A 14,167-nucleotide genomic window follows, 5' to 3' on the forward strand; every position below is an offset into this window, starting at 1 on the left:
CTGTAGACGGACCCGAAGCAAGGACGAATGGACATGTCCGAAACCCGCCGCAAGCTGACGACGATCTTCTCGGCCGACGTCCAGGATTATTCGCGCCTGATGGGGGCGGACGAGGAAGGCACGCTCGCGACCCTGAAGCGCTACCGCGATGCCATGGCGCGGCTGATCGAGGTGCATGGCGGCCGGGTCGTCAACACCTGGGGCGACGGGCTAATCGCCGAATTCCCGAGCGTGGTCGAGGCGGTGCGCGCCGCGGTCGATGTGCAGAACGAGCTCGCCGGTCTTAACGCCGATCGGCCGAGCGAGACGCAGATGCGCTTTCGCATCGGCATCAATCTCGGCGACGTGATCGCCGAGGGCGACGACCTCTACGGCGACGGCGTCAATATCGCCGCCCGCCTGCAGGCCACGGCATCCGCCGGCGGCATCGTCATCTCCAACACCGTCTACGACCAGGTGCGCAACAAGGTCGCTGTCAGCTTCGACTTCCTCGGCCAGCTCGAGGTGAAGAACATCGAGGGCGGCGTCGCGAGCTACGCGGTCAGGATCGGCAACCGGGAGGATGGTGGACGGGACGGGCAACCCACTTCCGACGCAGCACGGTCACGGGCGCCCACCGGGACAAGCACAGCGTCTCAAGGCTCGGGACCAGCGGCACCCGCCGGCACCTGGGGCCGACGATCCGGTGCCGGAGCCGCCCGGCCGCAAGCGCCTTCCGAGACCTCTCCCGCAGCGCCCCGCGCCCGCAAGTTCGCGGTCTTCGCCATTCTCGCCGCCGCGGTCGTCGCGATAAACCTCCTCACCTGGGACGGCGTGCTCTGGGCCGTCTGGCCGTTGCTCGGCTTTGCGATCGTCTACGCCCTGCTCTGGCTGCGCCGGAGAACGGATATCGACCGCGTCTTCGGCCTGCTTGCTCTCGCCGCCCTCATCGTCATCGCCGTCAACCTCCTCACCTTCGACGGAACTTTCTGGGCCGTCTGGCCGCTCCTCGGCCTATCGATCGCCGCCGCGCTCCGCTGGGTCCTGCGCCGGGGCTGAGCTGCGGTCCAATCGGAGACCGGGCAGCCGAGACGATTTTGGTTCTCGTGTCGAGACCGGGCGAACTGTTGAGAGGGCGGACGGGCGCAGTAGTCCTTGGAGTTTTTTCGAAGGTACCAAGAAAAAGCCCCGGTAGGGGAACCCGGGGCTCCGAGGTCTTTCGCCCATTGGGAGGGGCCAGGCGTGGGCGAAATGCGGGAGGAAAATTTCCCGTCTGATTTGAGTTTGCCACCGGAGCACCGCATCTCAAAGTAGCGAAAATTAGCCACGCCTTGCGGAGGCATTCTTCGACGCGCCCGGGAGATCCCAACCGCCTGGGCTATAGCTACTCCTATGCCTGTCAAAAGGTGTCCAGTAGCGCCGCGGCCGCGGCGCGGAGGACCTTCACGTTCGATCGCCCTCGCCTGTCACAAGCACGGGAATGACGATCACCGCAAGGGAACTCAGCTGGCAGCGGAGGTCCGCTCAAGAGCGCTCCAATCGAACGCGCGCGCCCAGTCGGCAAAGCTGTGCCAGTGAACCTCCGGAAACTCCCGGCGCAATGCCGCGACATCGGCGTCGTAGCCGACGCGGTCGAACCATTCGAACATACGCGCCGCATCCTCGTTTTGCTGGCGAGCCACATCGATCGGGATTTCTTGGTAGTTGATGGTGCGACCAATCGCTTGCGAGAGGATTTTCGCCTGTTCCTCGCCGGACAGTTCGTCCCCGGCAACATCAAAGCGCGTGCCGAACACATGCTCGCGCCGCTCGACAAGGGCGGCAACGAAGGCGCCGATATCCGCAAGGGCCACAAGCTGCAGGAAGCGACGGGCGGGCATTGCGAAGGCGTAGGTGCCCTGGCGCAGTGCATCGATCGACCACGGAGCGACGATATTCTCCATGAAGGCGACCGGCGCGCTGATCGTGTAAGGGATGCCGAGCCCGGCGACATGCTTCTCGACGAGATACTTGCTTTCGAAGTGGGGAATGCCCGTCTTCTTGTCGGCATCGGCCACGGAAGAATAGATCAGGTGCCCGACGCCGGCGGCCTTCGCCGCATCGGCGGCAATGATCCCCTGGCGGGTCTCGTCCTCCGTGCCCGCCTCATAGCTGTTGCCCATCAGGTACATGGCGTCGACGTGGCTTGCGGCCTTTTGAATGGAGGCCGCGTCACCGAGATCGCCGGCCACGACATCCGCACCCGCCGACGCCAGTTGCCGCGCGGCATCGCTGTCCGGCTTGCGGGTCAACGCCTTGACGCGGTGTCCTCTGGTGAGCAGTGCATGCGCGACGGCGCCTCCCTGCTGGCCGGTGGCGCCGGTGACGAGAACGTTTCGCTTGGTGGTCATGTGTCCGCTCCTTTGTTTTCAATAAGAGCAAAGCTAGGGCCTGCCGCATTGGTCCATAATGGCCTATAATTGGAAAACTTTGTCCCACAGCAGGATACAATGCTCGATCTCAACGATATCGTGGTGTTCGCTCGCGTCGTCGAAGCCGGCAGTTTTACCGCTGCGGCACGCCAGCTCCGCATGCCCAAGACGACCGTCAGCCGCCGCATTGCCGCGCTCGAGCGTGAGGTCGGTGTCCGCTTGCTCCAGCGTACGACGCGCAGCCTCAACATGACCGACGCCGGGCGTCTCTATTATGAGCAGAGCAGCCAGGCGCTCAGGACGATCGAGGAAGCGAATCTACGCCTCGCGGAAGCGAGGGCGGAGCCGTCAGGCACAATTCGCATTTCCGCTCCTGTCGGCTTCGGCGGCCATTTCCTTACCCGCGCAGTGGTCGACTTTCTTGCAATGTATCCGAAAACCAAGGTCGAACTGCGCCTGACCGACGAAAGTCTCAACCTGGTCGAAAACGGAATCGATCTCGCTTTCCGCACCGGCATCCTTGCAGACTCTACCCTGATCGCCCGCAAGCTGGGATCCACGCACAGGCTCCTGTGCGCCAGCCCGGACTATGTCGCGCACTCAGGGGTTCCCGACGGACCGGCGGACCTCACCCGCCACGAGTGCGTCATCGCAGGCCCCTCCGCTGCCAGCGCGCACTGGATGCTGGACGGGCCGCACGGCCAGGAAGCGGTCACCGTGGCAGGACGCTTCGCCGCCAATGAAATGCAGGCGGTCGTTGCCGCCGCGATCGCCGGCTACGGCATCGCCCAGGTGCCCCAAAGGATGGCCGAGGGGCTTATCAACGACGGGCGGTTGCGTCGCGTTCTTCACGATTACACGACGCCGGCCGGTGGCCTCTATGTCCTGTACCCGAGCAGCCGGCACCTTTCGCCGCTGGTCAAGGCGTTCATTGAGCTTGCAGCGGAGCGATGGTCCGCCGCCGGAACCGGCGAGACCGACAAGGGCGTGGCCGTGTTGGCCTGAGGCGCCCGAAAGGATGCAATCGTGCTGTCGCGGGCGCGAGCGCCGGCCGGACCGAGAGGTCGCCGGCACAAGGTATGCGTGTCCGCTTTTGCTCGACCGGAGCGCGCAGACGTTGTATATTCATGCCGGCTCCACGCGACGGGGATGTCATCATGGCCTTGGAGGATGAGAAGTCCAGCCTGTTGATCGGCAAGGTCGGCGGATTGATCTTTGTCGTGATCGGTTTCCTGCTGGCTGCGTCAGGCTACCGCTATGGGGCGGCAGGATACATGGCCGCGGGCGTCGTTTTCATCGCGATAGGCATCATGCTGCTGATGGGCAAGGTCCTCGGTCGCAATCAACACAAATAGACCTACGGCGCCGCGCGTCTTTTCAGGCGCGCAAAGGTCGCCGTAGCACTTTGAATGACTACATGTTTTTAGATCGGATCCGATTTGAGGATTAGGCTGCCAGCCGGCAGTCTGGGCAATGTTCCGGCAGGTGAGTGAAGCTTGGCGGCGGCGTAACTACGGGCGTCGCATGCCGTCCGATCTTCGTTTGGTAATCATCGCGAGGGGGGAATGTCATGTTCGACTGCTCGGCGGCAACGACGGCTCCACCCGACCACATTGGATGCCTCTGCCACAGGCCCGAAATCCGATACATTGCCGAGCGCGTCAAGCTTGGCTTTTCCCGGCGCACTTTCATGACCGGAGTGGCAGCAATGGTGACCGGTGTCGGCCTGGGAACAACCGCGTCGGCGCAGTTGCAGTCGCCTCCCCCTGCGCCGGCTCGACCGATCCTCTTCACCAACATCCGCCTCTTCGATGGTACCTCCCCGACCCTTCGCGAGGGTGTAAAGGTGCTCGTCGAAGGCAACAGGATCAAATCGGTGGAGGATGGCGGCGCGCCCGCGGAAGCGCTGACGATAGACGGCGCCGGCGGCGTGTTGATGCCGGGGCTGATCGACGCCCACACGCATCTCGCCTTCTCGACGATTCCCCTGGCGGTGGCGCTGACCGCCGATCCCAGTTATCTGGCGTTGCGCTCCGCGCGCGCTGCCGGCGACTTCCTGATGCAGGGCTTCACCACCGCACGGGATGTCGGTGGGCCCGTGTTCGCGCTGAAGCGGGCGATCGACGATGGCGCGATCGTCGGTCCCCGCATCTGGCCGGCCGGTGCGATGATCTCGCAAACGTCCGGCCACGGAGACTTTCGCACCGTTCACGATCTGCCCCGCGAAGATGGCGACCGGCTGCATTTTTCCGAGCGCAGCGGCGCGGCTGCCATCGCCGATGGGGTCGACGAGGTGCTGCGGCGAACGCGCGAGCAACTTTTCCAGGGTGCGAGCCAAATAAAGGTGATGGCGGGCGGCGGCGTCACCTCCGACCATGATCCGCTCGACTCCACGCAATATACCGAAGCAGAGCTCCGCGCCGCGGTCGAGGCGGCGGCGGGGTGGAACACGTACGTGACGGTGCACGCCTACACGCCAAAAGCCATCCGCCTGGCGATCGCGGCGGGTGTCAAATGCATCGAGCACGGGCATCTTGCCGACGAGGACTCCGCCAGGCTGATGGCGGAGAAGAGCATCTGGTGGAGCCTTCAGCCGTTTCTGGATGACGAGGACGCGGCACCATTTCCGGAGGGGTCGCCGCAACGCTTTTCCCAGATGCAGGTCATCAGCGGCACGGACACAGCTTTCGAGCTTGCGAAGAAGCACGGGGTCAAGACGGCTTTCGGCACCGACACGTTATTTTCGGAAAGGATCGCGGCCCGCCAGGGAGCGCAGCTCGCCAAGCTCATCCGGTGGCATGCGCCGGCTGAAGTACTCAAGATGGCGACTGCGGACAATGCGGAACTGCTTGCCCTCTCGGGGCCGCGGAGCCCCTATACCGGCAAGCTCGGCGTCATCGAAGCGGACGCGCTCGCCGATCTGCTGCTGGTCGGTGGCGACCCGCTGGCCGACATCTCACTGATCGCCGACCGAAACAATCTGAAGGTCATCATGAAGGACGGTCGGATCTACAAGAATACCCTTTGATCGATGCGCCATTGGCTCATGGCATCGATAAGCGCATGTGCCTCTTCGAGATCAGCCAAGGGACTTATGCTGCGGATCTCCAGCGATTTCTCCTCCCGGGCAGGCATTTCCCTCGAACTTCTTTGACCGAGAGCATATTCAAATGGAGTCTCCGCTGATAGATGGGTGATCGATCGGAGCAATCATGCTGAAGCACCTGCGTAGTAGAAAGAGCATTTGGGTGGCGCTTGTCGCCGCATGCATGCTCGTTCTGCAGGCTGCAAGCGGGCTTGCGGCCGGCACCAAGCCGCTCGGGCTGGATACGTTCGGAAACCCGCTCTGCATTTCAGATGCGAACCACGGGACGCATGACCCGGCGCCATCGACCGATCACTCGAAAAAGCCGGACTGTTGCACGCTCGCTTGCGGGATGTTCGCGCATCCTGCGATCCCGGGGAGACAGCTCTACGTTCTCGATGCGCCGTCTGCGCCGCCCGTCAATCTCCCTGTAGCAAGGGATGGTCCCGAACTTCGCCAATGGCTGAAAGAGTTTCAAGGAAGCCCAAGGGCGCCTCCGCGCAAGGCGTGAAAATATCTACGCCACGCTGATTTCGCGAACGTTTAGTCGCGCCAGCGCATCCAATCCAATATGAAGCCGAGAAACCGCGCCTGGCATTCGCAGGCGGAAGACACCCGGCATTCTGTCAGGCCCTCGTGCCATTTTGATCACCGCCGGGCCGAACCGCCGGCGACATGGAGACGAAATATGTTGAAGACGTTCATTGCGACCGCAGCCATTCTGGCGCTTGGAACCGGCGCCGCGCTGGCGCATGTCAGCCTGCAGGTCAAGGAGGCGCCCGTCGGCTCGACCTACAAGGCGATCCTGCAGGTGCCGCACGGCTGCGAGGGCAAGCCGACGACGACCGTCCGGGTGCAGATCCCCGAAGGCGTCATTGCGGTCAAGCCGCAGCCGAAGGCCGGCTGGACCATCGAGAAGGTCAAGGGCACTTACGCGAAGTCCTATGACTACTACGGCACGCCGACCAGCGAAGGCGTGAAGGAGTTGATCTGGAGCGGCGGAAGCCTCGCCGACGACGAGTACGACGAATTCGCGCTGCGCGTCTTCCTGACGCCCGACCTCAAGGCCGGCGAGACGCTGTATTTCCCGGTCGTGCAGGAGTGCGCCGGCGGCCTCGCCGAGCGCTGGATCGAGATTCCGGCTGCCGGCCAGTCGTCCGACGACCTCGAATTGCCGGCGCCGGGCCTGAAACTGCTCGAAAAAGTCTCTGGACATTGAGCGCTGAATATTGAGCCAATAAGCTGGCGCTTCGGCGCCGGCTCCTTCGACGTCTGGGTTACCCGGTGTACACGCTCGCGGCCATGAAATTCCCGCCCGGTCTTGGCCGGGCAACGATCGCTGTTCTCGCCTGGCTGTTTCTGGCGACGGCGGCGCTCGCCCATGCGTCGTTGACAGCGACCGAGCCGCGGGATGGCGCAGTCGTTCCGGCTGCGCCCGCAAGGCTTGCGCTGTCGTTCAGCGAGCCGGTGTCGCCTCTGGCATTGAAACTGGTCAAGCCGGATGGCTCCGCAGTCGCACTCGAGCGGTTTACCCTCCGGGACCGCACGGTGGAAATCGAGGTACCGCCTGACCTCTCCGCAGGCACGCACGTTTTGTCTTGGCGCGTCGTCTCCGAAGACGGGCATCCGGTCGGCGGCTCGATCGTCTTTTCGATAAGGTCGCCAAGCAGGTCCACTTACGCCGGCGAAGTGATCGACTGGCCGGTGCGCGCCGCACTTTGGCTGGGCCGGGTGGCGCTCTATGCGGGTCTGTTCTTCGGCATCGGCGGCGTCTTCGCCTTGAGCTGGTTGCTGCAAGGCGCGCGAGCCGGGCTGCGCTTCATAACGGCCATGCTTGGCATCGGGCTGGGAGGGACAGGTTTATCCGCCGGGCTTCAGGGGCTGGATGCGCTCGGCATGCCGCTTTCCGCGCTGGCCGAACCATCGGTTTGGTCGACCGGACTCGGAACAAGCTTCGGCAGGACTGTTGTCGTGATGATCGCCGCGCTCGCCCTTGCAGGCGTCGCGCTGCTCTCGCGCCGGCGGCAGGTCGCGCGCTGGACCTCGCTCCTGGCGCTGTTGACGGGTTCGGCTGCCCTCTCCCTCAGCGGCCATGCCAGCGCCGCCGAACCGCAATGGCTGATGCGCCCGAGCGTCTTCCTGCATGCGATCGCGATCACGCTCTGGGTCGGTGCCCTGGTGCCTATCGCAAGGCTGTTCCAGACCGGCCGTGCGCATGCCCTCAAGGCCCTGCATCGCTTCTCCGTTTTCATTCCCTTCTCCATCGCCCTTCTCGTGGCGGCGGGCATCGTGCTCCTGGTCGTGCAGGTGGGCCAGCCGTCGGCCCTTCTCGACACGGCCTATGGCAATGTATTCCTGGTCAAGCTCGCTCTCCTCCTCATTCTTTTTGCTCTGGCGGCAATCAATCGATGGGTGCTGACCGGCCGCGTGGAAGCCGGCGATCAAGGCGCCACACGGTATCTCGTACGCTCGATCGCAGCGGAGGCGCTTGTGGTGCTGATGATTTTCGGCGTGGCGGCTTCCTGGCGTTTCACGCCGCCACCGCGCGCGCTGGTGTCGGTCGCAGCGGAGCCCGCCTCGGTCCACATTCACGGTGAGAAGGCGATGGCGGAAATAACGATCACACCCGGAAGACCGGGACCGGTCGAAGCCTCCGCCCTCGTCATGGCCGGCGATTTCTCCGCGCTGGACCCGAAGGAAGTCACTTTCGTCTTCTCCAACCCGTCCGCCGGTGTCGCCGAGATCAAACGCAAGGCGAGCAAGGCGACGGACGGAACCTGGCGCACGTCCGACCTCCTGCTGCCCCTCCCCGGCCTTTGGAAAATCAGGCTCGATATACTGATCAGCGACTTTGAGATCACCCGGATCGAGGGAGAGATCCAGATCGGGCCGTAGCGCATGCGGCCGATATTGGACCCACTTCCGCACCTTGCCGGTATCGGCACAAAGGGCGCGTCTCGACCGCATCGGTCATCGGAGGCAGTCGTGGTGATTGCCCGGATTGCGCGCCATTGCAGCCGCTCCGTTGTTTGTTAAAGCGAGCGTACCTCCTCATTATCGCGCGCCTTCAGGTATCCGAATCGGGGAAGCCCACGCTCAAGACTATGTGGCGGCATCGTCGATCCGATCACAAAGGCGGAAGCCGCCAAGCCCCAAGAGCCTTTGCAATTTGACATCCCCGGCGCGTTAGGCTCAACCTGCACGCTCTCGCAGGGGGACGCTAACGTGGAAGAGGCATTCCATTTCGGGCCGTTCTCGGTAGTGCCCGTCAGGCGCTGCCTGTCGCGGAACGGGCGCGTGGTTCCGCCGGGAAGCCGCGCCCTGGATATCCTCCTGTTTCTTATCTCCCATCCCGGCGAGTTGAAGACCAACGCGGAGATTGTGAGGCAAGTCTGGCCCGACACTTTTGTGGATGAGGCCAATCTCCGCGTGCACGTCTCCGCGCTAAGGAAAGCATTAGGGGACACGCAACGCGAGCCGCGCTTCATCGCAAACATACCCGGCCGCGGGTACACCTTCATCGCCCCGGTGGAGCACCACGGTCCAAGGGCCGCTTCTTCCCTACCGCCTCACAAGCTTCAGCGCGAGCGTCCGGAATCCCAAATCTTCGGACGCGACTACTCTCTCGCGACAATCACCGACCAGCTCGGCAAGGGACGCCTGGTGACCGTCGCGGGCCCCGGAGGAATGGCGAAGTCCACCGTCGCCAGAGCGGTGGTCTCGAGAGTCGCGGGCGAAGGCGAGGTCCTCTCGATCGACCTGTCGGAACTGGAGCTATCCGGGTCTCGGATACGCGGAGCGTAAGCACAACGCTTATCGTTTTGTGAGAGCGTGAGGCAGATGCTCGCACCACCGAATTGCGCTTCGCTTCGATTGGTCCGGAAAACAGATCAGTGGAGCCGTGAAAGGCTGCGACCTCTGAGGAACGCGAATTCTCGACCCTAAACGATGATTCCCTCAGTGAGCAGAACCACCAGTCTTGACTCCGGATCGGATATTCAGGAGCTCTAATTCGTTGCCGGAAAGCGAACGTCTACTGCAGTGGTAACGCTCGATCACACCACATCCTTGCCGTCCCACGTGCTGTCAGCGCAGCCTAGGGCGGAACATTGCAACGGCTGACTAGTCGGATAACTTGCCATGGAAGCCGGCTGTCTCACGAAGCACCCGTTGGGCCGATTGCAGATCCAATGTCGCGAATCCCTCGGTAAACTTGCCGTAGAGTGGCGCAAGCAGGTGATGAGCGTCGCCAAACCGCTTCTGCACGACCCATAGTCGGCCTAGGCTTGTCGCCGCGCGCAACTCCCATAAGTCAGCGTTTTGCCCTCGCGCTATCTCGACCGCGTGCCGGAGTCGTGCTTCCGCCTCGGCACGATCAAACGCGGGCAGCTTAAGCATCAGCTCGCCCGTCAGCCGATGCAATTCCGCCTCGAACCACCGCTCGCCCGTTTCGCGCGCTCGATCCAGCGCGTCGGTCAGCAAATCCAAGGCCCGCTGTGCTCCCCCGGCATGGGTCTCGACGCGCGCGAGCAAGCTCAAAAAGAATGGAACCAGGAATCTCGCTCTAGTCATCTGCCACGACGCCAAGCCCTCTCGAACCTGGGTGATGGCCGCCGGCAATTCACCCGTCTCTGCTAGCGTCCAGCCTCGAACGATCGTGCCTGCACCCAGGAAGTGCGGAGAGCCCTGCGCTCTTGCGAGCGTGATCAGTGAATCCGCCCGATCTCGCGCTTCTCGCCAGTCGCCGCGAAGCTGTGACAGGATGCAGCCGTAAAGCAGGGCGTAACCGAGGGTGTTGCGGTGGGAAAGTTCCCTTGCGTCCGCCAATGCCTCGTTGCTCCTGGCCTCAGCCTGCTCGGGATAACCGAGAGCGAAGAGGGTCCAGGAGAGGACCGATAGTCCCGCCACCCGAGGATCCTGGGCGAACAGGTACGCAAGAGAGCGGTGTTGCTGCGGGTCATAAAGGGCGAGCGACCGTTCCAGATATTTACGGGCAGTCGCAATCTCGCCGCGAAGGAAGGCATCGGTTCCGGCGATGCGGTTACCGACAGTCTCCCCGGACGCCTCCCGTTCTTCCTGCGCGCGCTTGAGCAGTTCCTCTCCCGCCTTCCTTCCCGCCTCCAGCTCGGCGCGCACGACGTGGAAGACCCACTCCCCGTAGAGGACAGGGAAGAGCCTGCCTTTATCCCCGATCCGCTCGCATAATTCGCGTGCTCGCGCGTTGGCCCGGCCGACCTCTGGCGCTGCCCAACCCTTGGCTGTCATCAGGGCGACGCTGAGAGCGACTTGTAGTTCGAGTTCCTGCCGCCATCGCGCGGCATCATCAGGCAGTCCTTCAAGCAGTTCCAGCCCTCTTGTCAGATGTGTAATCGCTTCGGTGGTTGCGGAGCGCGCAATCTCTGCTTGCCCGGCCCTGAGCCAGTAATTGACTGCAGGTTCCAGCCGCCCGGCCTCCGCATAGTGCTGGGCCAGAAGCTCGGGCTGCGTCTGGACAGTTTCGGGGAAACGTTGCTCGATTGCTGTGGCTATCGCCGCGTGCAACCGTTGTCGTTTCGTGCGCACAAGGGTCGCGTAGGCAGCGTCGCGTACGAGTGCGTGCTTGAAGCTGTAGGTCACCTGCGGCGAAGTCCCGTGGCGGAACACCAATCCTGAAGCAATGAGGTCGTCCAGTGCTTCCTCTACCTCGCTCGTCTGCAACGGCGCGGCGGTCACGAGCAGCTCATGCGAGAATTCTCGACCGATTGCGGCCGCCACCTGCGCTAACTCCCTGGCGGGCGCAAGTCGGTCGAGCCGAGCCAATAACGATTCCTGAAGCGTAGCTGGAATTGCGATCGCCGACACGGGACTCGCGAGAGCGTAGTGATCGCCCTCGTCTTTAAGCAAGTTGGTCTCCAGTATCGCGCGCGTGAGCTCCTCGACGAAGAGCGGCACGCCGTCTGTCTGTCCGACGATCTGGTTGAGCACTTCGTCAGGCAGAGACCTGCCGCCGGTCAGGCTCTCGACCATATCTGCGCCTTGCCGACGGCTCAAACGACTAAGCGTCAATGCCGTAACGTGCGGATAGTGCATCCACAGTGGGAGAAACTCGGAGCGGAATGTGATGAGCACCAGCACGGGCGAGTCCTGCACGCGATCAACAACGAGATCTAATAGCTCCAGCGAGGTTGGATCTGCCCAATGCACGTCCTCATATACTGCCAGGACGGGCCGACGCGCCGCGAGCCCGATGAGCTGATCAACGAGTACCTCCAGCGTCCGCTTCTTCTGCCGGTGCGGGCTCAACTCCAACGGCAGATAGCGATCGTCCGCTGGAACAGACAGCAACGCCGCGAGCAACGGGGCCGCTTCGGCGACGTCTTCGGTCGATTGCGTGAGCAGCGCTTCGAGCTTGCTCAGTTTCACTGCGGGGGGATCCTCCGCGGCGAAGCCAGCTGCCCGCTCCAGAAGGCGGATAACCGGATGAAGCGGACTGGTCTGATGATAGGGCGAGCAGTAGTGACTTACAGTCGTATGGGGCTCGCCTTCGAGACGCCGACGCAGGGCACGAACAAGGCGCGACTTGCCGATGCCGGGCTCGCCCGCTAGCAACACCACACGGCCTTCGCTTTCTTTGACCGCTTCCCAGCGCTTAAGCAGGAGTCCTATCTCGTGCTCGCGACCGACGAGCGGAGTCAAGCTCGCCCCGTGCAGGGCTTCGAAACGGCTTTCCGCAGAGCTTTCACCGAGCACGCGCCAAGCGGGTACGGACGCAGGAAAGCCCTTCATTGGTTGGGAGCCGAGCTCGGCGAGATCGAACAGGCCGCCGATCAGCTGCCGGGTGGTGGATGACACCACCACCGTTCCCGGCTCGGCGACACTTTGCAGTCGTGCCGCTAAATTGGGCGTCTCGCCGATTACCGTCTCCTCACGCGCTGCACCTTCGCCAATCAGTTCGCCGACAACCACCAAGCCGGTCGCGATGCCGACGCGGGCTTGCAGTGTCTCCCCATGCGGTGGTTGCAGGTTTCCCACTGCGTCAATGGCGGCAAGCCCCGCTCGCACCGCTCGTTCGGCCTCATCCTCGTGAGCACGCGGGTAGCCAAAGTAAGCGAGCACGCCATCGCCCATGTACTTGGCAACGTGGCCCTCGAAGCGCGCTATAGCACTCGCCACCGCACCCTGATAGGCCCGCAGCAGTTCGCTCATTTCTTCTGGATCGAGTCGTGAGGAAAGCCTGGTCGAGTCGACAAGGTCGACGAACATCACGGTGAGCTGGCGGCGCTCCGGCTCCGGTAGGGTTACAGGTGTTCCGCCAACCCCGGCTGAGCCGCTCGGTTGTTGAGCGACCTCTCGCAGTGCGGCGATGGCAGCAAGCAGTTTACGACGGTGCCCGACTGAAGCGACGCCAAGCCCAATCAGGTCCTCGGCCGTAAGATCTCCTAGGACTTCAGGATCGATGTCGTTTTGGCGGAACGTTTCTTCGTACTGTCCCAGCCCTTGATCGCGCAGCCAGGCACCGACGTCCATGGCTCCTCCTCCGTCTACTCGGAGTGCAAGGTTCTTCAGCATACTCCAGAAGTCCTTAGGCCGCACGACCCGAGCAAAGAGGACCGCACGGCCTGCGTCGTTCGTCGGCTGGCTGAAATGACCATCTGTGAGTCCGATGGTCGCGCGTCTATGGAGGACGCGGCTGGTCCAAGGTGACGTTCTGGCATGGGACGCGGCCACCGGTGGATCAAGGCGTACGGTCGGACTTCATCAATAGGATGCACCGAAAGGTCGATTCGGGCGGTAGCAGTGAAGGTCCGGTTTCAGGCGGCGCCGGGAACGTCTGCTCACGGCGCAACGTGTTCGTTCTGGCAGACGAGCCGAACGGCACCTTGCCTGAAGGTTTTTCGATGCGGGCCGCAGCGCGACGTTTGCCGCTGGCGTTGGGCGGCCCGCGTTGACAAACCTTGGAAGGAGGAAGCCGCGGAGGCTGGGTGGGACCTATGGGGAAAGCGCGGGGCCGCGGGCGTCTGTTGTGGACTTCGGCGCTGCCGACAGACGCAAAGGCGCCGACCCGAGGGTGTGGGAGGCGATGATCGGAAGCAGATCTGGCGGTCTCGTTGGTGCCGATTTCGACGCTTTTGCGATGCTCAGTGTTATTGGGCGCAAAGCGATCCGATCCCGGAATGCAGAGTGTTTTCGGGTCGGCTTTGGCCAATGTGACGGGCACCTTGTCATGCGGCCTGCTTTCTCGGTGGCGCCCGGGCTCTGGGTTTCTGACCGCGTCGGAAGATCTCGATGATGCGCATCGGGCCACCGCACTCGGGGCATGGCTGTCTCAGAGTGAGCGGGATCGTCTCAGCGCTTGGCGGATCATTGTGTTTGGCCGTTTCCGCTCCGAGCAGAGCGCGGATCTTTGCGACCTTGGTCTTGCGGCCCGCACTGGCGAGCAGGCCGTAATGGCGGATGCGGTGGAAACCGTCGGGCAGCACATGGAGCAGGAAGCGGCGGATGAACTCGTCGGTGGCCAGCCGCATCACCTTCTGACGGTCGCCGGTCTTGATCCGGTAGTCCTTCCAGCGGAAGGTGACGGTCTCGGCATCGGCGCTGATCAGACGGCTGTTGGAGATCGCCACCCGGTGGGTATAGCGGCTGAGATAGGCGAGCACCGCTTCGGGACCGCCGAACGGCGGCTTGGCATAGACGACCCATTCTGATTTGCGCA

The 14,167-nt window shown here is 63.2% G+C and carries 11 protein-coding genes; 8 read left to right on the forward strand and 3 right to left on the reverse strand.

Annotated elements, in window-relative coordinates; all coding sequences use genetic code 11:
* The first annotated feature begins 33 nt into the window (after positions 1–33).
* Entirely contained in the window at positions 34–1,038 is a 1,005-nt protein-coding gene (locus GHK62_RS31295; protein ID WP_153442731.1) for an adenylate/guanylate cyclase domain-containing protein, read from the forward strand.
* A 443-nt stretch (positions 1,039–1,481) separates the two neighbouring features.
* Here the strand turns inward: GHK62_RS31295 and GHK62_RS31300 are convergent, their stop codons facing one another.
* The gene (locus GHK62_RS31300; RefSeq protein WP_153442729.1) at positions 1,482–2,369 is read right to left on the reverse strand and encodes an NmrA/HSCARG family protein; all 888 of its coding nucleotides are present in this window, start codon (positions 2,367–2,369) and stop codon (positions 1,482–1,484) included.
* 99 nt (positions 2,370–2,468) lie between these two features.
* Between GHK62_RS31300 and GHK62_RS31305 the strand changes: the two genes are divergently transcribed.
* From GHK62_RS31305 to GHK62_RS31335, 7 genes are all read left to right on the forward strand, one after another.
* Positions 2,469–3,395, forward strand: coding sequence for a LysR family transcriptional regulator (locus tag GHK62_RS31305; protein ID WP_153442728.1), 927 nt, complete (start codon positions 2,469–2,471; stop codon positions 3,393–3,395).
* A 152-nt stretch (positions 3,396–3,547) separates the two neighbouring features.
* The gene (locus tag GHK62_RS31310) at positions 3,548–3,745 is read left to right on the forward strand and encodes a hypothetical protein (RefSeq protein WP_153442726.1); all 198 of its coding nucleotides are present in this window, start codon (positions 3,548–3,550) and stop codon (positions 3,743–3,745) included.
* Positions 3,746–3,960: 215 nt separating this feature from the next.
* Positions 3,961–5,418, forward strand: coding sequence for a metal-dependent hydrolase family protein (locus tag GHK62_RS31315; protein WP_153442724.1), 1,458 nt, complete (start codon positions 3,961–3,963; stop codon positions 5,416–5,418).
* A gap of 184 nt (positions 5,419–5,602) precedes the next feature.
* On the forward strand, positions 5,603–5,986 hold the full coding sequence (locus GHK62_RS33915) for a DUF2946 family protein (RefSeq protein ID WP_184109010.1): 384 nt from the start codon (positions 5,603–5,605) through the stop codon (positions 5,984–5,986).
* A 177-nt stretch (positions 5,987–6,163) separates the two neighbouring features.
* Positions 6,164–6,694, forward strand: a complete 531-nt coding sequence (locus GHK62_RS31325; protein WP_153442722.1) for a YcnI family copper-binding membrane protein — start codon at positions 6,164–6,166, stop codon at positions 6,692–6,694.
* A gap of 65 nt (positions 6,695–6,759) precedes the next feature.
* A complete protein-coding gene (locus tag GHK62_RS31330; RefSeq protein WP_283061267.1) occupies positions 6,760–8,370 on the forward strand; it encodes a copper resistance CopC/CopD family protein in 1,611 nt (536 codons plus the stop codon).
* Between the two features lie 330 nt (positions 8,371–8,700).
* On the forward strand, positions 8,701–9,279 hold the full coding sequence (locus GHK62_RS31335; protein WP_184109012.1) for a winged helix-turn-helix domain-containing protein: 579 nt from the start codon (positions 8,701–8,703) through the stop codon (positions 9,277–9,279).
* A gap of 318 nt (positions 9,280–9,597) precedes the next feature.
* On the opposite strand, the gene GHK62_RS31340 is transcribed toward GHK62_RS31335, so the two are convergent.
* Both GHK62_RS31340 and GHK62_RS31345 read right to left on the reverse strand, forming a co-directional pair.
* The gene (locus GHK62_RS31340; protein WP_167528407.1) at positions 9,598–12,981 is read right to left on the reverse strand and encodes an AAA family ATPase; all 3,384 of its coding nucleotides are present in this window, start codon (positions 12,979–12,981) and stop codon (positions 9,598–9,600) included.
* Positions 12,982–13,676: 695 nt separating this feature from the next.
* Positions 13,677–14,167 (reverse strand): IS91 family transposase (locus GHK62_RS31345; RefSeq protein ID WP_193571428.1); only part of this gene is annotated, 491 nt, incomplete at its 5' end.

It is taken from the genome of Sinorhizobium terangae, from assembly GCF_009601505.1.
GTDB classification, from domain to species: Bacteria; Pseudomonadota; Alphaproteobacteria; order Rhizobiales; family Rhizobiaceae; genus Sinorhizobium; species Sinorhizobium terangae.